Source organism: Streptomyces sp. NPDC050485 (genome assembly GCF_044458185.1).
Classification (GTDB): domain Bacteria; phylum Actinomycetota; class Actinomycetes; order Streptomycetales; family Streptomycetaceae; genus Streptomyces.
Window position 1 is genome coordinate 1 of the sequence record NZ_JBITHR010000024.1, and the last position, 20,598, is coordinate 20,598.

Here is a 20,598-nt window from a genome sequence, read left to right on the forward strand (position 1 = left end):
GAGCTCGTGGCGCGCTCCGAGGCCGACCTGCTCGACATCCGCAACTTCGGTGCGAAGTCGATCGACGAGGTCAAGGCGAAGCTGGCCGGCATGGGCCTGGCCCTCAAGGACAGCCCGCCCGGATTCGACCCGACCGCTGCGGCTGACGCCTTTGGCGCCGATGATGACGCCGATGCCGGGTTCGTCGAGACCGAGCAGTACTAAGCGCTCTGCGGGGAGGCTGTACTGCTTCTGCGGACCGGCTTCGGCTGGTCGCGCAGTTCCCCGCGCCCCTTCCAGGCCCCTTCGGGGGCCTGGATCTCCGACGGGCGACCGCCTGCTCGGACACTGACACCGGTACCTCGTACGGCCGGTGCAGATCACAAGGAGAAACACCATGCCGCGTCCCGCAAAGGGTGCCCGTCTGGGCGGCAGCGCCGCGCACGAGCGTCTGCTTCTCGCCAACCTGGCGAAGTCGCTGTTCGAGCACGGCCGCATCACGACGACCGAGGCCAAGGCCCGCCGCCTGCGTCCGGTCGCCGAGCGCCTGATCACCAAGGCGAAGAAGGGCGACATCCACAACCGTCGCCTGGTGCTGCAGACGATCACCGACAAGGGCATCGTCCACACCCTCTTCACCGAGATCGCGCCCCGCTACGAGGAGCGTCCGGGTGGTTACACCCGTATCACCAAGATCGGCAACCGCCGTGGTGACAACGCTCCGATGGCCGTGATCGAGCTGGTCGAGGGCGAGATCGCCAAGAAGGCGACCGTTGCCGAGGCCGAGGCCGCCACCGTGCGCGCCGTCAAGGAGTCCGACGCCAAGGCCGCTGAGGCCGAGGTCGTCGAGGACGCCAAGCCGGCCGACGAGGCGAAGGACGCGTAAGCGTTCTGAAGGCTGGTGAACGGGCCCGTTCCCTTCGGGGGGCGGGCCCGTTCTGCTGTGTGGATGCGTTGAGAGGATCTGTTACGTGAGTGATGAGGTGGAGCCCGGCCTCGTCCGGGTGCGGCTTGACCTGTCGTACGACGGCAAGGACTTCTCCGGCTGGGCCAAGCAGCCCGGCGGGCGGCGGACCGTCCAGGGCGAGATCGAGGGCGCGCTGCGCACGGTCACGCGCTCGGAGGCGACGTACGACCTGACCGTCGCCGGGCGCACGGACTCCGGGGTGCACGCGCGCGGGCAGGTCGCGCACGTCGACCTCCCCGAGGACGTGTGGGCGGAGCACCGCGAGAAGCTGCTGCGGCGCCTGGCCGGGCGGCTGCCGCACGATGTGCGGATCTGGCGCGTCGCGGAGGCCCCGAGCGGTTTCAACGCGCGATTCTCGGCCATCTGGCGGCGCTACGCGTACCGGGTGACCGACAACCCGGGCGGTGTCGACCCGCTGCTGCGCGGTCATGTCCTGTGGCACGACTGGGAGTTGGACGTCGAGGCGATGAACGCGGCGTCCGCCGCGCTGCTCGGCGAGCACGACTTCGCGGCGTACTGCAAGAAGCGGGAAGGCGCCACCACCATCCGGACGCTCCAGGAGCTTTCCTGGGTGCGCGGCGAGGACGGGATCGTCACCGCGACCGTGCGCGCGGACGCCTTCTGCCACAACATGGTGCGCTCGCTGGTCGGGGCGCTGCTGTACGTCGGCGACGGGCACCGGGGTCCCGAGTGGCCCGGCAAGGTCCTCGCGGCGGCGGTGCGCGACTCCTCGGTGCATGTGGTGAAGCCGCACGGGCTCACCCTGGAGGAAGTCGGCTACCCCGCCGACGAGTTGCTCGCCGAGCGCAGCAGGCAGGCGCGGAACATGCGGACCCTGCCGGTCGTTGACGGTATGTCAGGTGGCGGGGACGGCGGCTGCTGCTGAGGCCTGGTTGCGGCCGCGGGCGACGATCTGGTCGAAGGCGAACTTCGCGAGGTCGTCGCCGGCCGTGAAGACGGTGGCGTCGCCCTGCGTCACGTTCTTCCCGTTGGCGAAGCCACCGGTCGTGAAGTAGGCATAGCGGCCATAGGAGTTGGTGGTCTGACGGCAGACCGAACCGCCCCGGCAGAAGGTGCCCACCCCCGAGCCGGACAGCGAGGCGATGCCGCCCGACGCCTGGTCCTTCGCCTTCTTCGCCGGTACGTCGGTGTCGAAGACCGCGACGCCGACCGTGACCGCGACCCCGTCCTTCGTGTACGTGGCCCGGATGACCTGGCGGCAGCCGTTGCCGTTGAGGACCGACCCGAGCGCGCCCTGGGTGACCGAGGAGCAGTCGGTGACCTGGTCGGTGGGGCCCTTGGCGTAGACGCCGCTGCCCAGCGTCAGGCTGCTGCCCGGGAAGAGGGTGTCGGCGCTGAGCGGCGCCTTGTCCTTCTTCGCGTCCGCCACGTAGTCGTACGGGTTGGGCGGGGGCGGCGGAGCCACCTTGGAGAACGAGGGCCCCGGCTGGGCGCTGTTGCTGGGCAGCGCCGGGGGAGAGGGCAACTGGTCGGCGGACTTGCCGCTGTCCTTCGAACCCGCGTTGACGATCACCGCGGCCACGACCGCGACGACCACCGCCGTCGCCACCGCGCCGCCTCCCATGAGCAGCCACTTCCTGCGCCGGCTGCGCGCGGCCGACTGATCGGCGAGCGCCGCCCAGTCGGGTGTCTGCTGATCCCCCGGGCCCCACGCGGGTCCCCCTTGCCCAAAGCTCATGCCGCGCATCCTAATTCGATTGTTCAGGGGGGCAGGGCCTGGGTGACAATCCGCCCATGGGACATCTAGAGGCTGCACACCTGGAGTACTACCTGCCGGACGGGCGGGTGCTGCTCGGCGACGCTTCGTTCCGGGTGGCGGAGGGCTCGGTGGTGGCCCTGGTCGGCGCCAACGGGGCCGGCAAGACGACGCTCCTTCGCATGATCTCCGGCGAGCTCCAGCCGCACGGCGGCTCGGTGTCCGTGAGCGGCGGGCTCGGTGTGATGCCGCAGTTCGTCGGCTCCGTACGCGATGAGCGCACGGTGCGCGACCTGCTGGTATCCGTCGCCCAGCCGCGGATTCGGGAGGCGGCGGCCGAGGTGGACGCGGCCGAGCACCTGATCATGACGGTGGACGACGAGGCCGCGCAGATGAAGTACGCGCAGGCGCTCAGCGACTGGGCGGAGGCGCGCGGGTACGAGGCCGAGACGGTCTGGGACATGTGCACCATGGCCGCGCTCGGCATGCCGTACGACAAGGCCCAGTTCCGCGAGGTGCGCACGCTCAGCGGCGGCGAGCAGAAGCGGCTCGTGCTCGAAGCGCTGCTGCGCGGGCCGGACGAGGTGCTGCTCCTGGACGAGCCGGACAACTATCTGGACGTGCCGGGCAAGCGCTGGCTGGAGGAGCGGCTGCGGGAGACCCGCAAGACCGTGCTGTTCGTCTCGCACGACCGGGAGCTGCTGTCCCGGGCCGCCGAGCGCATCGTGAGCCTGGAGCCGAGCCCGGCCGGTACGGACGTGTGGGTGCACGGCGCCGGTTTCGGCACCTACCACGACGCCCGCCGGGAGCGGTTCGCGCGCTTCGAGGAGCTCAAGCGCCGCTGGGACGAGGAGCACGCGCGGCTGAAGGCGCTGGTGCTGCGGCTGCGCAACCAGGCCGCGATCAGCCCGGACATGGCGTCCCGCTACCACGCGATGCAGACCCGCTTCAGGAAGTTCGAGGACGCCGGGCCCCCGCCGGAGCCGCCGCGCGAACAGGAGATCACCATGCGGCTGCGCGGCGGCCGTACCGGTGTCCGCGCCCTGACCTGCGAGAACCTTGAGCTGACCGGGCTGATGAAGCCGTTCTCGCTGGAGGTCTTCTACGGCGAGCGGGTCGCGGTCCTCGGCTCCAACGGCTCCGGGAAGTCGCACTTCCTGCGGCTGCTCGCCGGTGATCCGTCGGTTACGCACACCGGGAACTGGAAGCTGGGCGCGCGGGTCGTGCCCGGCCACTTCGCGCAGACCCACGCGCACCCCGAGCTGCTCGGGCGCACGCTGGTCGACATCCTGTGGACCGAGCACGCCAAGGACCGGGGGGCCGCGATGTCGGTGCTGCGCCGGTACGAGCTGGAGCGGCAGGGCGACCAGCCCTTCGAGAAGCTCTCCGGCGGCCAGCAGGCCCGCTTCCAGATCCTGCTCCTGGAGCTGGCCGGTACGACCGCGCTGCTCCTGGACGAGCCGACGGACAACCTGGACCTGGAGTCGGCGGAGGCGCTGCAGGACGGTCTGGAGTCGTACGACGGCACGGTGCTCGCGGTCACCCACGACCGCTGGTTCTCGAAGACGTTCGACCGCTATCTGGTGTTCGGCTCGGACGGCGTGGTGCGCGAGACGGCGGAGCCGGTGTGGGACGAGCGCCGGGTGGAGCGGGCGCGCTAGGGCATTTGCGCAGGCCAGGGCCCGATACGGCCGAATCCGGCCAGGTCGGGCTCTGGCGGTTTTGACCCGCCCGGGGGCGCCGGGTATTCTTCTGGTTTGTTATGCGTATTGGCTTGGTCGTTCTCACGCGAGGGGCCCTTACGTAGGTTCTCTGGAGCAGTTACCAGTGGCTCGCATACGGGCAGCGTCCCCGGCATTGTGAGCCCAAGCTGCATGATCGCTTCAGGGTGCAATGTGTCTGGACCCCATCCACTGAAGAAGCGAAGGCTACGAAGTGCGTACGTACAGCCCCAAGCCCGGCGACATCACTCGCCAGTGGCACGTCATTGACGCCCAGGACGTCGTCCTGGGTCGTCTGGCGACCACCGCCGCGAACCTCCTCCGGGGCAAGCACAAGCCCGTCTATGCGCCCCACATGGACATGGGTGACTTCGTCATCATCATCAACGCCGACAAGGTTCACCTGTCCGGCAACAAGAAGACCCAGAAGATGGCCTACCGCCACTCCGGCTACCCGGGCGGTCTCCGTTCGGTGCGCTACGACGACCTCCTGGCGAACAACCCGGAGAAGGCCGTCGAGAAGGCCATCAAGGGCATGATCCCCAAGAACACCCTGGGCCGTCAGATGCTCTCGAAGCTGAAGGTCTACTCGGGCGACCAGCACCCCCACGCTGCCCAGCAGCCGGTGCCGTTCGAGATCACCCAGGTCGCGCAGTAGTTCCGGCCACCCCCTAAGACGTAAAGAAATCTGAGGAGAATCGTGGCCGAGACCACCGTCGAGACCCCGCTTGAGGGCGACGAGACCTACGCCGAAGTGACCACCTTCGAGTCCGAGGTGCCCGTCGAGGGCGAGTACACCTCCGAGTCGCTGGCGTCCCGCTTCGGTGACCCGCAGCCGGCCGCCGGCCTGGGTCGCCGCAAGAACGCCATCGCCCGCGTCCGGATCGTTCCGGGCACCGGCAAGTGGAAGATCAACGGGCGTACGCTCGAGGACTACTTCCCGAACAAGGTCCACCAGCAGGAAGTCAACGAGCCCTTCAAGGTGCTCGAACTCGACAACCGCTACGACGTCATCGCCCGCATCTCGGGTGGCGGCGTGTCCGGTCAGGCCGGTGCCCTGCGCCTCGGCGTGGCCCGCGCGCTGAACGAGGCTGACGTGGACAACAACCGCGGCGCCCTCAAGAAGGCCGGCTTCCTCTCCCGCGACGACCGTGCGGTCGAGCGCAAGAAGGCCGGTCTCAAGAAGGCCCGTAAGGCTCCGCAGTACAGCAAGCGCTAAATCCGCGCCTGCCCGTACGGCTTTCGTTCGCCCCGGCAGCACTTTCCGTGCTGCCGGGGCGTTCGTCTATCACCTGGCACTTTGAGGTTTTCGGAGGACAGACGTGGGACGACTCTTCGGCACGGACGGCGTGCGCGGTGTCGCCAACTCGGATCTGACGGCTGAGCTCGCGCTCGGCCTGTCGGTCGCGGCGGCGCACGTGCTCGCCGAGGCGGGGACCTTCGAGGGGCATCGGCCGACCGCTGTGGTCGGGCGCGACCCCCGCGCGTCGGGAGAGTTCCTGGAGGCCGCGGTCGTCGCGGGCCTCGCGAGCGCGGGCGTGGACGTCCTGCTCGTCGGTGTGCTGCCCACCCCCGCGGTGGCGTACCTCACCGGCGCGCTGGGTGCCGACCTCGGTGTGATGCTCTCGGCCAGCCACAACGCCATGCCGGACAACGGTGTCAAGTTCTTCGCGCGCGGCGGCCACAAGCTCGCCGACGAGCTGGAGGACCGCATCGAGGCGATCTACGAGCTGCACCGCACGGGCGAGCCGTGGGAGCGCCCGACCGGCGCCGGCGTGGGCCGCGTCAGGTCGTACGGCGAGGGCTTCGACCGGTACGTCGCCCACCTCATCGGAGTGCTGCCCAACCGCCTCGACGGTCTGAAGGTCGTTCTGGACGAGGCGCACGGCGCGGCCGCGCGGGTCTCGCCGGAGGCGTTCACGCGGGCCGGCGCCGAGATCATCACGATCGGTGCCGAGCCGGACGGGCTCAACATCAACGACGGCTGCGGCTCCACCCACCTCGACCTCCTCAAGGCGGCCGTCGTGGAGCACGGCGCCGACCTCGGCATCGCGCACGACGGCGACGCCGACCGCTGCCTGGCCGTGGACGGCGCGGGCAACGAGGTCGACGGCGACCAGATCCTCGCGGTGCTCGCCCTCGCCATGCGCGAGGCGGGCACGCTGCGCGGCAACACCGTCGTCGGCACCGTCATGTCCAACCTGGGCTTCAAGATCGCCATGGAGCGCGAGGGCATCGAGCTTGTCCAGACGGGGGTCGGCGACCGCTACGTCCTGGAGTCGATGAAGGAGCACGGGTACGCGCTCGGCGGCGAGCAGTCCGGCCACGTGATCATCCTCGACCACGCGACGACCGGCGACGGCACGCTCACCGGTCTGATGCTGGCCGCCCGGGTCGCCGCGACCGGCCGCTCGCTCGGCGAGCTCGCCGCCGTCATGGAGCGGCTGCCGCAGGTCCTCGTCAACGTCCCCGACGTCGACAAGTCCCGGGTCACCACCTCCGCCGAGCTCGGCGCCGCGGTGGCCGAGGCCGAGCGTGAACTGGGCGCCACCGGCCGGGTGCTGCTGCGCCCGTCGGGCACCGAGCCGCTGGTCCGCGTCATGGTGGAGGCCGCCGACATCGAGCAGGCCCGCTCGATCGCCGGCCGCCTCGCCGACGTCGTCAAGTCGGCGCTGGGTTAAGGCAGTTGGCGCGTGCGCCGGTCGCCCGGAGAGGTTCCGGGCGACCGGCGCACGCGTGTTTCCGGAGCTTTCCGGAGCCTTCAGAGCTTGCGCAGGGAGATCTTCTGGATCTTGTGGTCGGGCCCCTTGCGCACGACGAGCGTGGCCCGCCCGCGGGTGGGCGCCACATTCTCCACCAGATTGGGCCGGTTGATGGTCCGCCAGGTCGTGCGCGCGTAGTCCAGCGCCTCCTCCTCGGAGACCTGGGTGTACTTCCGGAAGTACGAGAACGGGTTCTGGAAGGCGGTCTCGCGCAGCTTGCGGAAGCGGTTGAGGTACCAGGTCTCGATGTCCTCGGTGCGGGCATCGACGTACACACTGAAGTCGAAGTAGTCGGCGAGGCCGACCCGGGTGCGGCCGTCCTGGCCGGGCAGCGCGGGCTGGAGGACGTTGAGACCCTCCACGATCAGGATGTCGGGCCGGCGCACCACGAGCCGCTCGTCGGGCACGATGTCGTAGATGAGGTGCGAGTAGACGGGCGCGGTCACCTCGTCCTTGCCCGCCTTGATGTCCGCGACGAACCGGGTCAGGGCCCTGCGGTCGTACGACTCGGGGAAGCCCTTGCGCGACATCAGGCCGCGCCGCTGGAGCTCGGCCATCGGGTACAGGAAGCCGTCGGTGGTGACCAGCTCCACCCTGGGGTGCTCGGGCCAGCGGGCCAGCAGCGCCTGGAGCAGCCGGGCCACGGTCGACTTGCCGACCGCGACGGAGCCCGCCACCCCTATGACGAACGGGGTGCCGTGCTGGGTGCCGTGCCCGTTGCCCGCGTCGCCCAGGAAGGTGTTGAGCGTGCCGCGCAGATTGGCGGTGGCCCCCACGTACAGGTTGAGCAGCCGGGACAGCGGCAGATAGATGTCCCGCACCTCGTCCAGGTCGATGACGTCGCCGAGCCCGCGCAGCCGCTCGACCTCGTCGGCGGTCAGCGGCAACGGCGTCTTGTCGCGCAGGGCGCTCCACTCGGCGCGGGTCAGGTCCACGTAGGGAGTCGCCTCCGGCTTGCGGTGGGCGCTCCGTGGCGGCGAAGTGATCACCTCCCCATTGTGGGTGGTGCGGGTCCCGCGTGGGGGGTGGGGTGGGTCACGTGGCCGAGGGCACGAATCCGGCTGAAGGGGTCGACGGGGTACCCGGGATCCCGTCGATCAGGCGGGAAGCGGCGGCCTGCGGGTGCGGGTGCGTTCCCTTCCGCGGGGACGTGGCGTCGATCCGAATCGGTCTTGCGCGGGGCGTCCGTTCTCGTGGACTGTCCGGTTTGGTCACTTGGCGTCCAAGGTGACCCAGGGCGCGACGGGTGGCGGGCGGATCCGCCTGGGGAAATGAGCGGCAGGGTCCCCCTGGTGCGCGGTACGGTGCGCCGATGTCAGCGATCAAGAAGTTCCAAGTCACCTTTGACTGCGCAGAACCTGAGCGCCTCGCTCGTTTCTGGTGCGAGGTGTTGGGGTATGTCATACCGCCGCCACCGGAGGGGTTCGCCACCTGGGACGATTTCAACCGCACCCTGCCGCCTGAGGAGCGGGGTTCATGGTTCGCCTGCAGTGATCCCTCAGGTGTGGGCCCGCGCCTGTACTTCCAGCGCGTCCCCGAAGGCAAGATCGTCAAGAATCGGGTGCATCTCGACGTCCGGGTCGGCACCGGGCTCGTGGGGGACGAGCGCCTCGCCACGCTCGAAGCTGAGTGCGCACGACTGGTCGCGCTCGGTGCGACCCACGTGCAAACGCTGTATGCCGATGAGGAAAACGAGTCGTGCATCCCCATGCTGGACATCGAGGGCAACGAATTCTGTATCGACTGAGCATTCTCCGAGCCGGGGAGGCGGGGAGCCGCCTCCCTTGGGCCTCTCTGGTCTCGTACGGGGCGGGAGTTACCCCGTGAGGGCGAGGTTGTGCAGCCGGGCGATGCCGAGCACGGCGGCGTGAACGCCGTCGCCTTTCAGACGGCAGTCACGAAGGACCGGCAGTTCGGTCTGGCCGCGTTCACGGCGGTGCGGGATGAGCAGGCCAGCGCCCTGATAGCCGCCGTCCGCGATGACTGTGGCCCGGCCTACGGCGGCCTACGGCTGTGTCGAGAGCTGTCGTTCCAGCCCGTCCAGGAGTGACTGGAGGCCGAACTCGAAGGTGCTTTCGGGGGCGGTGGCGTATCCGGTGGCTGCCGGGGTCTCCAAACGGGCGCGCAGCCGCGGGTAGTTCTTGGCCACGTCGTGGGCCTTTGCCATGACGTCCTGGAGTCGCTGTTCCGCGGTGGCGGGCTCGTCGGCCTGGACGAGTTTGCGGGTGAGGGACGCGGTCGCGGCGGCACCGGCCGCGTTGCCGAGTACGTACGTGAAGACGGCGGCGGTGGCCCGGTCGGCCCGGTCGGGGGTGAAGCCGGCGGTTTCGTACACGGCCAGAAGGTGGTCGTCGTGGCGGGCCTTGCCCTCGCCGTAGACGAGGTGCGCGGCTAGGACCTGCACCAGCCAGGGGTGTTGGGTGAACATCTGGTACAGGTCGGTGGCCATGGTGGTGGCGGCTTCGCGCCAGTGGGCGGCGTCGAGGTCGGGGAGCGTGAGCTCGCTCCATACCTGGTCGGTGGCGAGCAGGACGAGGTTGTCCTTGTTCTTGACGTGCCAGTAGACCGCGGTGGCGGCGGAGTCGAGGCGCTTGCCGAGGGCGCGCATGTTCAGGCCCTCCAGGCCGTCGGCGTCGAGGAGGTCGACGGCGGTGCGGACGATCTGGTCCCGGGTGAGTGTGTCGCGTGGCATGGGCTCACGGTACGCAGCCACTTGCACATAGTTCAAGACGGCACCCGCCGAGGTCTTGCACTTAGTTCAAGTCCTGCCCTACAGTCATTCACGTCGACGCCACTTGAACTAAGTGCAATCCCGTGGGGTGGACCTCAAGTGCCCACTCTGTACGCCAAGTTGAAGGAGAGCCCCGTGAACGCCCTCGCCGCCGTCATGCAACTGCTCGTCGCCGTCGCCTTCGTCAGCATCCCGGTGGTCCGTCACCGCTTCGGGCCCGCCGCGAAGGCCGCCGCTGTTGCCGAACTGCGCCGCCAGGGTGTCCGCCCCGAGGTCCTGGAGGAGAACAAGCTCCGGTTCGACGCCGGCGGACACGAGACCGCGGCCCCGGTGACCGTCGCCGCGGTGATGACCCTCACGGCCGCCTTGAACTTCGCGGGCCCCGACATCGCTCAACTGCTGACCTGGATCTTCTCCTCGCTGGTGATCCTGATGAACGCCGTCATCGTCCACAGCAACCTCACCGCGGTGAAGTCCGTCGAGGCCGCCTTCCGTCGCAAGGGCGACCCGGAACTGGCCCGCATCGAGGTCGCACCGTTCCTCAAGGCCGCCGAAGACGCCTTCCCTGGCTGGGTGCGCTGGCAGGCCTACCTCCGCAACACGACCGTCTTCGCCGGTTCCGCCGTCGCCCTGATCGCCGCCTCGCTGGTCTGATGCCGGGCCCACCTCACCGGCTCCCTGACGCCCCGCCGCCCGGCCGCACTATCGGCCTTCGACACCCCGAACAGTCGGGCGAGCTGCCGCAGCGTCAAGTTCGTACGCCAGTAAGCCGCTACGAGCAGGATCCGGTCCACCAGAGTCAGGCTCCACGGTCGACCCTTGCGCACCTGGTCCGTACCGAGAGTGCGGATCGGCCGTGCGATTCCCGATCAGGTGGTGCCGGTGCAATGCGGCTGGTCGCACCAGCCGGGCAGGGCGAGTTGCAGATATGGCACGGGACGGACGCACCACTCGGCGGTTTCTCCGTTGCGGAGTGCGAGGGCGTATCCGACGTGCTCGCCGCGGGCGAGGGCGGCGAGGGCGAGTACGTATTCGCTGTCAGCCCAGTTGATTGCACGGCGGGAGTCGCGCGAGGTGAGCGCGAATAACCGCGTTGGGAGACGTTGACCATGACGACCGCAGCCTTAGGACCTCCCGAACCATCGGCTTCAACCGCTTCAACTGCGATCAGGACGCACCGGCTCAGTACCGCGAACCGGAAGACGGCGGCCGTCGAGATGCGCGCTTCGGTCGCTGCGCTGCTCCAAGTCGGCAGGTACACGCAACTCGTTGAATCGGCGAAGATCTGCACGAGTGAGCTCGTCACGAACGTCTACCGGCATACGCAGGCGCACCTCGTGCACGTCGAGGTGATCCTCGGCGACCACGAGGTGTCGGTCTGCGTCCACGACGACCAGCCCCACGCCTTGCCCGTGCCGCCTGAAGCGGTGCCAGAGATCCGTGAGCGCGGGCGCGGACTGGTCCTGGTCGATGACCTGTCGGATGCGTGGGGTGCGCCCTGCTACGGGGGCCCGCGTCCGCATTCCAATGCTGTGTGGTTCCGCATGGTCAAGGGCGGGCGGGGGACATCGTGATCAAACCCAAGGCTTGCCCCCAGTGGACGGCGGGCGAGCGATCCGTCGGTGCGGGTGAATCCGACCTCGACGACCCCGCGGAGCCTGCATGTTCCGCGCCACACCTACGCGTCGGCACTGTCCGAAGCGGAAGAGTCGCTGGTTCTCGTGGCAAGGTGGCTCGGTCACGAGGACCCGGCGTGCACGCTGCGAACGTGCGTGCACGTGCTGCCGGGCTCGGGACCCGTGGTCTCGAAGCGCTCGATGTGCGGGTCGGTGGGAGCTGAACTCCCCACCGGCTCCCAGCGGGTGCCAGGGGCGGTAAGTGACACCTTGAGTCGCTGATCAGGCGGCCACGAAGGGGTTTTTATGTGCGGAATCGTGGGATATGTAGGCGGGCAGTCGGCGTTGGACGTCGTGGTCGCGGGGCTGAAGCGGCTGGAGTACCGCGGGTACGACTCGGCGGGCGTCGCGGTGCTCGCGGACGGCGGGCTTGCCGCCGCGAAGAAGGCCGGGAAGCTGGTCAATCTGGAGAAGGCGCTCCTGGAGGCGCCGCTGCCCGCCGGGGCGACCGGCATCGGGCACACCCGGTGGGCCACGCACGGCGGGCCCACCGACGCCAACGCGCATCCGCACCTGGACAACGCCGGGCGGGTCGCGGTCGTCCACAACGGGATCATCGAGAACTTCGCCGCGCTGCGGGCCGAGTTGGCGGAGCGCGGGCACACGCTCGCCTCCGAGACGGACACCGAGGTCGTCGCGCACCTCCTCGCCGAGTGCTACTCCTCGGCCGAGGACCTGGCGGAGGCCATGCGGCAGGTGTGCCGGCGCCTTGAGGGCGCGTTCACGCTGGTCGCGGTGCACGCGGACGAGCCGGACGTCGTGGTGGGCGCGCGGCGCAACTCGCCGCTCGTCGTGGGCGTCGGCGAAGGGGAGTCCTTCCTTGCCTCCGACGTCGCCGCGTTCATCGCGCACACCCGCTCCGCCATCGAACTGGGCCAGGACCAGGTGGTCGAGCTGCGCCGGGACGGGGTGAGCGTCACCGACTTCGACGGGGCGCCGGCCGAGACCCGGGCCTACCACGTGGACTGGGACGCGTCGGCCGCCGAGAAGGGCGGCTACGACTACTTCATGCTCAAGGAGATCGCCGAGCAGCCGAAGGCGGTCGCCGACACGCTCCTCGGGCGGATCGACGCGGCGGGCTCGCTGACCCTGGACGAGCTGCGGATCCCCGACGCGGTGCTGCGGGAGGTCGACAAGGTCGTCATCGTGGCCTGCGGGACGGCGTACCACGCCGGAATGATCGCGAAGCTCGCGATCGAACACTGGACCAGGATTCCGTGTGAAACGGAGCTCGCGAGCGAATTCCGCTACCGCGATCCGATCCTCGATCAGCGCACGCTGGTCATCGCCATCTCGCAGTCCGGCGAGACCATGGACACCCTGATGGCGCTGCGGCACGCCCGCGAGCAGGGCGCGAAGGTGCTCGCGATCTGCAACACCAACGGGTCCACGATCCCGCGGGAGTCGGACGCGGTGCTCTACACGCACGCGGGTCCCGAGGTCGCCGTCGCCTCGACCAAGGCCTTCCTCACCCAGCTGGTGGCCTGCTACCTGGTCGCGCTGTACCTCGGGCAGGTGCGCGGAACCAAGTGGGGCGACGAGGTCCGGGCCGTCGTGCACGACCTCGCCGCGATCGCCTCCGAGGTCGACCGGGTCCTCGAAACCATGGAACCCGTACGGGAGTTGGCGCGTTCGCTCGCCGACAAGAACACCGTGCTCTTCCTCGGGCGGCACGTCGGCTACCCCGTAGCCCTCGAAGGCGCGCTCAAGCTCAAGGAGCTGGCGTACATGCATGCCGAGGGGTTCGCGGCGGGCGAGCTCAAACACGGGCCGATCGCGCTGATCGAGCAGGATCTTCCGGTGGTGGTCGTGGTTCCCTCGCCCCGGGGCCGGTCCGTCCTGCACGACAAGATCGTGTCCAACATCCAGGAGATCCGGGCGCGCGGGGCCCGGACGATCGTGATCGCGGAGGAGGGGGACGAGGCCGTGGTGCCGTACGCCGACCACCTGATCCGGATCCCGGCCACGCCCACGCTGCTCCAGCCGCTGGTGGCGACCGTGCCGCTCCAGGTCTTCGCCTGCGAGCTGGCGACCGCGCGCGGCAACGAAGTGGACCAGCCGCGCAACCTCGCGAAGTCGGTCACCGTCGAATGATCATCGGGGTGGGGATCGACGTGGCCGAGATCGTACGGTTCGGGGAGTCGCTTGAGCGGACCCCGGCGATGCTCCAACGGCTGTTCGTGGAAGAGGAGTTGATACTGCCGAGCGGGGAGCGGCGCGGGGTCGCCTCGCTGGCGGTGCGCTTCGCCGCGAAGGAGGCGCTCGCGAAGGCGCTGGGGGCGCCGGCGGGGCTGCACTGGACTGACGCGGAGGTGTACGTGGAGGAGAGCGGGCAGCCGCGGGTGCGGGTGCGGGGGACTGTGGCGGCGCGGGCGGCGGAGCTGGGGGTTCGGCACTGGCATGTGTCGCTCAGCCATGACGCGGGGGTGGCGTCGGCGGTGGTGATCGCGGAGGGCTGAGTTTTTCCCCACCCCGCCCCTTCCCGAACCGGGGGCTCTGCCCCCAGACCCCCAGTCCTCAAACGCCGGACGGGCTGGATTTTCGCTGAGCAGCATTCCCAGTTTCGGGAAGGGGCGGGGTGGGGGAAAGTGGGGCCCATGCGTACTGCTTACTCCGTCGAGACCGTCCGGGCCGCCGAGCGGGAGTTGATGGCGCGGTTGCCGGACGGCGCGCTCATGCAGCGGGCCGCCGCCGGGCTCGCCGCGACCTGTGCCGCCATGCTGGGGCGGGTGTACGGGGCCCGGGTCGTGCTGCTCGTCGGCAGCGGGGACAACGGCGGCGACGCGCTGTACGCGGGGGCCCGCCTCGCCCGCCGGGGCGCCGGAGTGCACGCGGTGCTGCTCGCCCCCGACCGCGCCCATCAGGGCGGCCTCGCCGCGCTGACCCGGGCCGGCGGACGCGTCGCCGACGACCCGTACGAGGTGCTCGCCGTCGCCGACCTCGTACTCGACGGCATCACCGGCATCGGCGGCCACGGCGGCCTGCGTCCCGACGCGGTGCCGGTCGCCCGGGCCGCCCGCGGGTCGAACGCGTTGGTGGTCGCCGTCGACCTGCCCAGCGGCGTGGACGCGGGCACCGGCGAGGTGGCCGGCGAGGCGCTGTGGGCCGATGCGACGGTCACGTTCGGGGCGTACAAGCCGGGGCTGCTCATCGACCCCGCGCGGGAGTACGCGGGGGCGGTGCGGCTGATCCCCATCGGGCTCGACCTGCCCTCCGTCCCCGATGCCGAGGCGCTCCAACACGCCGACGTGGCCGACCTGTTGCCCGTTCCGGCGGCCGAGAGCGACAAGTACCGGCGGGGCGTCGTCGGGGTCGTCGCCGGGTCGGCGCGGTATCCCGGCGCGGCGGTCCTCGCGGTGGCCGGGGCGCTGCGCGGCGGGGGCGGAGCCGTGCGGTACGTGGGGCCCGGCGCCGATGCGGTGATCGCGCGCTTCCCGGAAACGCTGGTGTCGGACGGCTCGCCCGCCAAGGCCGGGCGGGTGCAGGCATGGGTGGTCGGACCCGGGCTCGGCGAGGGCGAAGGCGCGGGCGTGGCCGAGGTGCTCGCCTCGGACGTGCCGGTCCTGGTGGACGCGGACGGGTTGCGCGGTCTCGACCCCGATGCCGTACGGGCCCGGTCGGCGGCCACCCTGCTCACCCCGCACGCGGGCGAGGCGGCGGCGCTGCTCGGCGTCCCGCGCGAGAAGGTCGAGGCCGAGCGCCTCGCCTCGGTGCGCGAACTGGCCGCCCGGTACGGCGCGACGGTCCTCCTGAAGGGCTCGACCACGCTGGTCGCGGACGCCGAAGGGCCGGTCCGGGTCAACCCGACCGGCACCCCGTGGCTGGCCACGGCCGGCAGCGGCGACGTGCTGTCCGGCCTCGCGGGCTCGCTGCTCGCCGCCGGCCTCCACGCGCGGGACGCCGGTTCGGTCGCGGCCTACCTGCACGGCCTCGCGGGCCGCCACGCCGCCCAGGGCGCCCCGACGACGGCGTACGCGGTGGCGGAAGCGCTGCCGGGGGTGTGGCGGGACGTGACGGGGGTCTGATCACCCAAGGCCCCGGCCGCGCCAGGTGACGGGGTCTGATCATCCTGCGCCCCCGGCCGCGCCCCACGCTTGGCCCATTGCTGGGTGACTTCTGCCGCGCGGCTTCCGCGACACGCCCGGAGTGCGAGGTTCGCTACGCGTATGAGACAAGGACATACGCGTAAGAAACGTCAGAAATGGGGCGCGCGCGGGCTGGTGCTCGCGGCCGCGCTCGCGCTCGGGGCCGCCGCCCCCGTGGCGGACCACCCGCTGCCCCCGCCGCCCGGAATCCCCGCCCCGCCCGCCCCGCCCGCGCCGGTGCCCGCCGAGCCGGCGCCCGCCGACGTGCTGGTGCCCGGGGTGCCGCTCGACCCGCGGGGCGCCCCGCTCGACACCCCCGACCAGGTGCTGCCGCCGCTCGTGTACGAGCCCGGGGCCGCCGAGGACCGGGTTGAACCCGCCGCGGCGCCCGCGGGCGCGGACCGGCTCGTCGAGTACGTGCCGCGGGAGGAGCTCGGCGCCAAGGCCGGCAGCTGCACCAGCAGGACCGGGCCCTACCAGCGGCAGGTCGAACGCTGGCTGGGGCTCGCGGCGGACGGCAGGCAGTCCGCCGCGGACTGCGCCGCGATCCGCAAGTTCCAGCAGGCGCAGGGCATTCAGCCGGCCATCGGCTTCGCGGGGCCGGTCACCTGGTCCCGGATGCAGTTCCTGTCGGCGCGCAAGAACCCCAACGCCGCGCACAAGTGCCCCGTGAAGGCGCAGCGGGTGGCCTGTGTGGACCTGACGCGGCAGCTGATGTGGGTGCAGACGGGCCAGAAGGTGACGTTCGGTCCGGTGCCGATCCGCAGCGGGCGGGCCGGTCTGCCCACCCGGGCCGGCTGGCACAAGGTCTACTGGCGGCACAAGAACCACTGGTCGACGATCTACCACCAGTCCATGCCGTACGCCCAGTTCTTCGACGGCGGCCAGGCCTTCCACGCCATCTACCACAGCGTCTACACCTCCGTCGGCAGCCAGGGCTGTGTGAACCTCAGCGTCAGCGACGCCCGCAAGCTCTGGGACGTCCTGCGCAAGGGAGATGCCGTCTATGTGTGGGGGCACCGGGACGGCACCTGATCCGCGTGTGTCCCGCGGCACAATCCGGGTCCCCCTGCGCTCTGAGAGACTTGGCGTGATGACCGCGAACACACAGAACCCCGCCGTGCGCGCCCGCGCCGAGATCGACCTGGGCGCGCTGCGCGCCAACGTGCGTACGCTGCGCGCCTGTTCACCCGGCGCGCAGCTGATGGCCGTGGTGAAGGCGGACGCGTACGGGCACGGCGCGGTGCACTGTGCCAGGGCGGCGCGGCAGGCCGGCGCGGCCTGGACCGGCACCGCGACCCCTCTGGAGGCGCTCGCCCTGCGCGCGGCCGGCATCGACGGCCCGATGCTGTGCTGGCTGTGGACGCCGGGCGGCCCCTGGCGCGAGGCGATCGAGGCGGACATCGATGCCTCGGTGAGCGGGATGTGGGCGCTGCGCGAGGTCACCGACGCCGCCCGCGCCGCCGGGCGCACCGCCAGGATCCAGCTCAAGGCCGACACCGGGCTCGGCCGCAACGGCTGCCAGCCCGCCGACTGGCCGGAACTGGTGCATGCCGCGCTCGCCACCCCCGAGGTGACGGTCACCGGCCTGTGGTCGCACTTCGCCTGCGCCGACGAGCCGGGGCACCCCTCGATCGCCTCCCAGCTCTCCGTCTTCCAGGAGATGCTCGCGTTCGCCGAGAAGGCGGGCGTCACGCCCGAGGTGCGGCACATGGCCAACTCCCCGGCGACGCTCACGCTCCCCGAGGCGCACTTCGACCTGGTGCGCACCGGCATCGCGATGTACGGCGTCTCGCCCTCCCCCGAGCTCGGCACCGCGCGGGAGCTGGGGCTGCGGCCCGTCATGACGCTCGCGGCCTCGGTGGCGCTTGCCAAGCAGGTTCCGGCGGGTCACGGCGTCAGTTACGGGCATCACTACGTCACCGGGAGCGAGACCACCCTCGGCCTCGTCCCGCTCGGGTACGCCGACGGCATCCCGCGGCACGCCTCGGGGCGCGGGCCGGTTCTGGTCGGTGGGAAAGTACGTACCGCGGCGGGCCGCATTGCCATGGACCAGTTCGTGGTCGACCTTGAGGGGGACACGGTCGAGCCGGGCGCGGAGGCGATCCTGTTCGGGCCGGGCGACCGGGGCGAGCCGACGGCCGAGGACTGGGCCGAGGCGGCGGGCACCATCGGCTACGAGATCGTGACCCGGATCGGCGCACGGGTGCCCCGCGTCTATGTGAATGAGTGTTCCGACGACGAGTAAGAGCGGAGCGGCACGGTGAGCGAGACCAGCACGGGGGACGCCGTCGCATCCGCGGTCCAGGATGCCCAGTCGGCGCTGGGCAACTGGCGCCTGGCGGGGATCGCGGGTGCCGCGATAGGCGTGGTCGCGGCGGGCGCGGCGGCGGGGGTCGCCATAGAGCGGCTCACCGTCGGGCGCGGGATGCGGCAGAAGGCGCGCCTGGCGCTCGACGCGGCCGGGCCCTACGGGGCGCTGCGGGGCACGCCGGGCAAGGCGGTCGCCGACGACGGCACCGTCCTGTATTACGAGACCGACGAGGTGGAGCCGGCGGCGGGGTCCAACGGCTCGCGCAAGCGCAGGCTCTTCGGGCGCAAGCCCCCGGCCCCGGTCACCGTGGTGTTCTCGCACGGCTACTGCCTGAGCCAGGACTCCTGGCACTTCCAGCGGGCGGCGCTGCGCGGAGTGGTCCGCACGGTGCACTGGGACCAGCGCAGCCACGGCCGCTCCGACCGCGGCAAGGCCCAGCGCGACGGCGTGCCGGTCGACATCGACCAGCTCGGCCGCGACCTGAAGGCCGTCATCGACGCGGCCGCACCGGACGGCCCGCTGGTCCTGGTCGGCCACTCCATGGGGGGCATGACGATCATGGCCCTGGCCGGCCAGTACCCCGAACTGATCCGGGAGCGGGTGGCCGGCGTCGCCTTCGTCGGTACGTCGGCGGGCAAGCTGGGCGAGGTGAACTACGGCCTTCCGGTGGCCGGGGTCAACGCCGTGCGCCGGGTGCTGCCGGGGGTGCTCAAGGCGCTGGGCTCGCAGGCCGAGCTGGTGGAGCGGGGGCGGCGGGCGACGGCCGACCTGTTCGCGGGCATGATCAAGCGCTACTCGTTCTCCTCGAAGGACGTCGACCCGGCGGTCGCCCGGTTCGCCGAGCGGATGATCGAGAGCACCCCGATCGATGTCGTCGCGGAGTTCTACCCGGCTTTCGCCGAGCACGACAAGGCCGCGGCCCTCGCGGTCTTCGCGGAGGTTCCGGTCCTGGTCCTGGCGGGCGACCGCGATCTGGTCACGCCCAGCTCGCACAGCGAGGCCATCGCCGATCTGCTGCCCGACGCGGAGCTGGTCATCGTGCCGGACGGCGGGCACCTGGTGATGCTGGAGCACCCCGAGACGGTCACCGACCGCCTCGCGGACCTCCTGGCCCGGGTCGGCGCGGTCCCGCAGGCCGCTAACGTTGGGACGTATGGAAGCACCGCACAGCAGCCCGGCGGCTGACGCCGGCACCCGCCTGACCCTCAACTCCCCTTCCGAAATGCAGGAGTTGGGCCACCGCATCGCCAAACTGCTCCGCCCGGGCGATCTCGTGATGCTCACCGGCGAGCTCGGCGCGGGCAAGACGACCCTCACCCGGGGCCTCGGCGAGGGCCTCGGGGTGCGGGGCGCCGTGACGTCGCCCACCTTCGTCATCGCCCGCGTCCACCCCTCGCTGGTGGGCGGGCCCGCGCTGGTGCACGTGGACGCGTACCGGCTCGGCGGCGGGCTGGACGAGATGGAGGACCTCGACCTCGACGTGTCACTGCCCGAGTCCGTGGTGGTGGTGGAGTGGGGCGAGGGCAAGGTCGAGGAGCTCTCCGAGGACCGGCTCCAGGTGCTGATCGACCGCGTGGTGGGCGAGACCGACGACGACCGCAGGATCGTCACGGTCACCGGGATCGGAACCCGCTGGACGGGCGCCGGAGTCGAGAGCCTCTGACGACGCGCCTCGGGTGCGGCCGGCGGGAGCCGTGCGTTCCGACAAGACGTCGGTAAAATGTTGCGCGGGTCGTACCAGGCGTGGTCACATGGAGGCAGAGACCTGGTTAGGTCTACCTAACCGCGCCTTCTTCCGCAGCCCCAGGAGGCCGCCATGACCGTGCCGGAACGCGAAGCGAAGCCGCAGGCCCCGCGCGGCGTACCGGTGCCGCCCAAGGTGTCGGTGCACGATCTGCTCGCCTCGTGCGCCGCTGCCAGCGCGGTGTCGACCCCGCCGCGCGAAAGCCCCCCGCCCGCCGCCGAGGACGACGCCCGCAAGGACGCCGCGTAGCCCGATCGGGCGTACGCCGCCGCGGCCGCGGCGCTTGCGGTTACGGGACGACGACGACCTTCGAGTTGACGGTCGCGAACGTCCACATCGCGTTGCCGTCCGCCCGCCTCATCCGGATCCCGCCGGTCTTCTTGCCCGCCTTGGGGCTCGCCATGGAGCCGTCGACCGCCGCGCTGAAGCCGATCGCCACGTTCTCGTTGCTCGCGAACCGCACCACGTGCTCGACCGCCACCCCGTCCGAGCCCGTGACGTTGCCCGAGCGCGAGGTCACGATGTAGGTGCCCGGCTTCGGGCTGATCGCGGACGGCATGACCGCGAACGTCTTCGGCGTCTTCGTCACGCCCACCAGCCACACCCGCTTCGCGCCGAGCGCGTACACGACACGTACGCCGGTGCCCGAGTCGGCCGGCACCGTGAGGTCCTCCCGGTTGGCGGGCGAGCCGGCGGGCGGCGCGTTCGACGGCTTCACGGAGGGGGACGCACTGGTGCCGGGGGCCGCCAGATCGGCGGCCGGGGGCGCGCTCGCCGAGGCCTGGAAGGCGAGGAAGCCGACCACCGCGAGAGCGGCCACGGTGATCGCGGCCACGAATCCCGAGCTGCTCCTTGCCACCTGGGCTTCCCCTTTCGTACGTACGTGCATGTCTACGGTCATA

General features: G+C 71.0%; 22 protein-coding genes and 2 pseudogenes. 18 read left to right on the top strand and 6 right to left on the bottom strand.

The features are described 5' to 3' along the window. The 3 genes from ACIBK6_RS33825 to truA form a co-directional block, all read left to right on the top strand. On the top strand, positions 1-204 hold a 204-nt coding region (locus ACIBK6_RS33825), incomplete at its 5' end, for a DNA-directed RNA polymerase subunit alpha C-terminal domain-containing protein (protein WP_399055848.1). A gap of 172 nt (positions 205-376) precedes the next feature. Continuing rightward, positions 377-865, top strand: coding sequence for a 50S ribosomal protein L17 (gene rplQ / locus ACIBK6_RS33830; protein WP_189963071.1), 489 nt, complete (start codon positions 377-379; stop codon positions 863-865). 85 nt (positions 866-950) lie between these two features. After that, entirely contained in the window at positions 951-1,832 is an 882-nt protein-coding gene (truA, locus tag ACIBK6_RS33835) for a tRNA pseudouridine(38-40) synthase TruA (RefSeq protein ID WP_399055851.1), read from the top strand. On the opposite strand, the gene ACIBK6_RS33840 is transcribed toward truA, so the two are convergent. Then, positions 1,803-2,645, bottom strand: a complete 843-nt coding sequence (locus tag ACIBK6_RS33840) for a hypothetical protein (protein WP_399055852.1) — start codon at positions 2,643-2,645, stop codon at positions 1,803-1,805. The two genes, truA and ACIBK6_RS33840, sit on opposite strands and share 30 nt — an antisense overlap. A gap of 56 nt (positions 2,646-2,701) precedes the next feature. On the opposite strand from ACIBK6_RS33840, the gene ACIBK6_RS33845 reads away from it, so the two are divergent. The 4 genes from ACIBK6_RS33845 (at position 2,702) to glmM (ending at position 7,065) form a co-directional block, all read left to right on the top strand. Further along, positions 2,702-4,324 carry an ABC-F family ATP-binding cassette domain-containing protein gene (locus ACIBK6_RS33845; protein ID WP_399055854.1) on the top strand — a complete coding sequence of 541 codons (1,623 nt, stop codon included), beginning with the start codon at positions 2,702-2,704 and terminating at the stop codon, positions 4,322-4,324. Positions 4,325-4,598: 274 nt separating this feature from the next. Then, the gene (gene rplM, locus ACIBK6_RS33850; RefSeq protein ID WP_329463553.1) at positions 4,599-5,042 is read left to right on the top strand and encodes a 50S ribosomal protein L13; all 444 of its coding nucleotides are present in this window, start codon (positions 4,599-4,601) and stop codon (positions 5,040-5,042) included. A gap of 42 nt (positions 5,043-5,084) precedes the next feature. After that, positions 5,085-5,603 (top strand): 30S ribosomal protein S9, encoded by a 519-nt coding sequence (gene rpsI, locus ACIBK6_RS33855; protein ID WP_399055857.1) that lies wholly within the window; start codon positions 5,085-5,087, stop codon positions 5,601-5,603. A 103-nt stretch (positions 5,604-5,706) separates the two neighbouring features. Beyond that, the gene (glmM, locus tag ACIBK6_RS33860; RefSeq protein ID WP_399055859.1) at positions 5,707-7,065 is read left to right on the top strand and encodes a phosphoglucosamine mutase; all 1,359 of its coding nucleotides are present in this window, start codon (positions 5,707-5,709) and stop codon (positions 7,063-7,065) included. Between the two features lie 80 nt (positions 7,066-7,145). Here glmM and coaA read toward each other — a convergent pair whose 3' ends face one another. Further along, positions 7,146-8,135: a type I pantothenate kinase gene (gene coaA, locus ACIBK6_RS33865; protein ID WP_053727628.1), complete on the bottom strand. Its 990-nt coding sequence runs from the start codon at positions 8,133-8,135 to the stop codon at positions 7,146-7,148. Positions 8,136-8,458: 323 nt separating this feature from the next. Between coaA and ACIBK6_RS33870 the strand changes: the two genes are divergently transcribed. After that, on the top strand, positions 8,459-8,893 hold the full coding sequence (locus tag ACIBK6_RS33870) for a VOC family protein (protein WP_399055861.1): 435 nt from the start codon (positions 8,459-8,461) through the stop codon (positions 8,891-8,893). Between the two features lie 69 nt (positions 8,894-8,962). On the opposite strand, the pseudogene ACIBK6_RS33875 reads toward ACIBK6_RS33870, so the two are convergent. Together ACIBK6_RS33875 and ACIBK6_RS33880 are read right to left on the bottom strand one after the other, a co-directional pair. Continuing rightward, positions 8,963-9,151: pseudogene (locus tag ACIBK6_RS33875) on the bottom strand (IS5/IS1182 family transposase); the annotation flags it as partial. Next, the gene (locus tag ACIBK6_RS33880) at positions 9,152-9,838 is read right to left on the bottom strand and encodes a TetR/AcrR family transcriptional regulator C-terminal domain-containing protein (protein ID WP_399055863.1); all 687 of its coding nucleotides are present in this window, start codon (positions 9,836-9,838) and stop codon (positions 9,152-9,154) included. A gap of 174 nt (positions 9,839-10,012) precedes the next feature. Between ACIBK6_RS33880 and ACIBK6_RS33885 the strand changes: the two genes are divergently transcribed. Then, the gene (locus ACIBK6_RS33885; RefSeq protein ID WP_399055865.1) at positions 10,013-10,531 is read left to right on the top strand and encodes a hypothetical protein; all 519 of its coding nucleotides are present in this window, start codon (positions 10,013-10,015) and stop codon (positions 10,529-10,531) included. Between the two features lie 35 nt (positions 10,532-10,566). Here ACIBK6_RS33885 and ACIBK6_RS33890 read toward each other — a convergent pair. Then, positions 10,567-10,728, bottom strand: a pseudogene (locus ACIBK6_RS33890) (transposase family protein); the annotation flags it as partial. A 258-nt stretch (positions 10,729-10,986) separates the two neighbouring features. Here ACIBK6_RS33890 and ACIBK6_RS33895 point away from each other — a divergent pair. The 9 genes from ACIBK6_RS33895 to ACIBK6_RS33935 all read left to right on the top strand — a co-directional run bounded on the left by ACIBK6_RS33895 (position 10,987) and on the right by ACIBK6_RS33935 (position 19,945). Beyond that, positions 10,987-11,451 (top strand): ATP-binding protein, encoded by a 465-nt coding sequence (locus ACIBK6_RS33895; RefSeq protein WP_399055867.1) that lies wholly within the window; start codon positions 10,987-10,989, stop codon positions 11,449-11,451. Between the two features lie 348 nt (positions 11,452-11,799). After that, positions 11,800-13,647, top strand: a complete 1,848-nt coding sequence (gene glmS, locus ACIBK6_RS33900) for a glutamine--fructose-6-phosphate transaminase (isomerizing) (protein ID WP_399055869.1) — start codon at positions 11,800-11,802, stop codon at positions 13,645-13,647. After that, entirely contained in the window at positions 13,644-14,012 is a 369-nt protein-coding gene (locus tag ACIBK6_RS33905; protein ID WP_399055871.1) for a holo-ACP synthase, read from the top strand. Before glmS ends, ACIBK6_RS33905 begins: the two co-directional genes overlap by 4 nt. 138 nt (positions 14,013-14,150) lie before the next feature. Further along, positions 14,151-15,578 (top strand): NAD(P)H-hydrate dehydratase, encoded by a 1,428-nt coding sequence (locus ACIBK6_RS33910; RefSeq protein WP_399055873.1) that lies wholly within the window; start codon positions 14,151-14,153, stop codon positions 15,576-15,578. Positions 15,579-15,719: 141 nt separating this feature from the next. Next, positions 15,720-16,673 carry a L,D-transpeptidase family protein gene (locus tag ACIBK6_RS33915; protein WP_399055875.1) on the top strand — a complete coding sequence of 318 codons (954 nt, stop codon included), beginning with the start codon at positions 15,720-15,722 and terminating at the stop codon, positions 16,671-16,673. A gap of 58 nt (positions 16,674-16,731) precedes the next feature. Then, a complete protein-coding gene (alr, locus tag ACIBK6_RS33920) occupies positions 16,732-17,886 on the top strand; it encodes an alanine racemase (RefSeq protein ID WP_399055877.1) in 1,155 nt (384 codons plus the stop codon). A 15-nt stretch (positions 17,887-17,901) separates the two neighbouring features. Further along, the gene (locus ACIBK6_RS33925) at positions 17,902-19,137 is read left to right on the top strand and encodes an alpha/beta fold hydrolase (RefSeq protein ID WP_399055879.1); all 1,236 of its coding nucleotides are present in this window, start codon (positions 17,902-17,904) and stop codon (positions 19,135-19,137) included. Then, positions 19,106-19,615, top strand: coding sequence for a tRNA (adenosine(37)-N6)-threonylcarbamoyltransferase complex ATPase subunit type 1 TsaE (gene tsaE, locus ACIBK6_RS33930; RefSeq protein ID WP_399055881.1), 510 nt, complete (start codon positions 19,106-19,108; stop codon positions 19,613-19,615). The genes ACIBK6_RS33925 and tsaE overlap by 32 nt, the downstream gene beginning before the upstream one ends. Positions 19,616-19,768: 153 nt before the next feature. Then, entirely contained in the window at positions 19,769-19,945 is a 177-nt protein-coding gene (locus tag ACIBK6_RS33935; protein WP_399055883.1) for a hypothetical protein, read from the top strand. Between the two features lie 40 nt (positions 19,946-19,985). Here ACIBK6_RS33935 and ACIBK6_RS33940 read toward each other — a convergent pair whose 3' ends face one another. After that, positions 19,986-20,531, bottom strand: a complete 546-nt coding sequence (locus ACIBK6_RS33940; RefSeq protein WP_399055885.1) for a hypothetical protein — start codon at positions 20,529-20,531, stop codon at positions 19,986-19,988. Positions 20,532-20,598 lie beyond the last annotated feature (67 nt).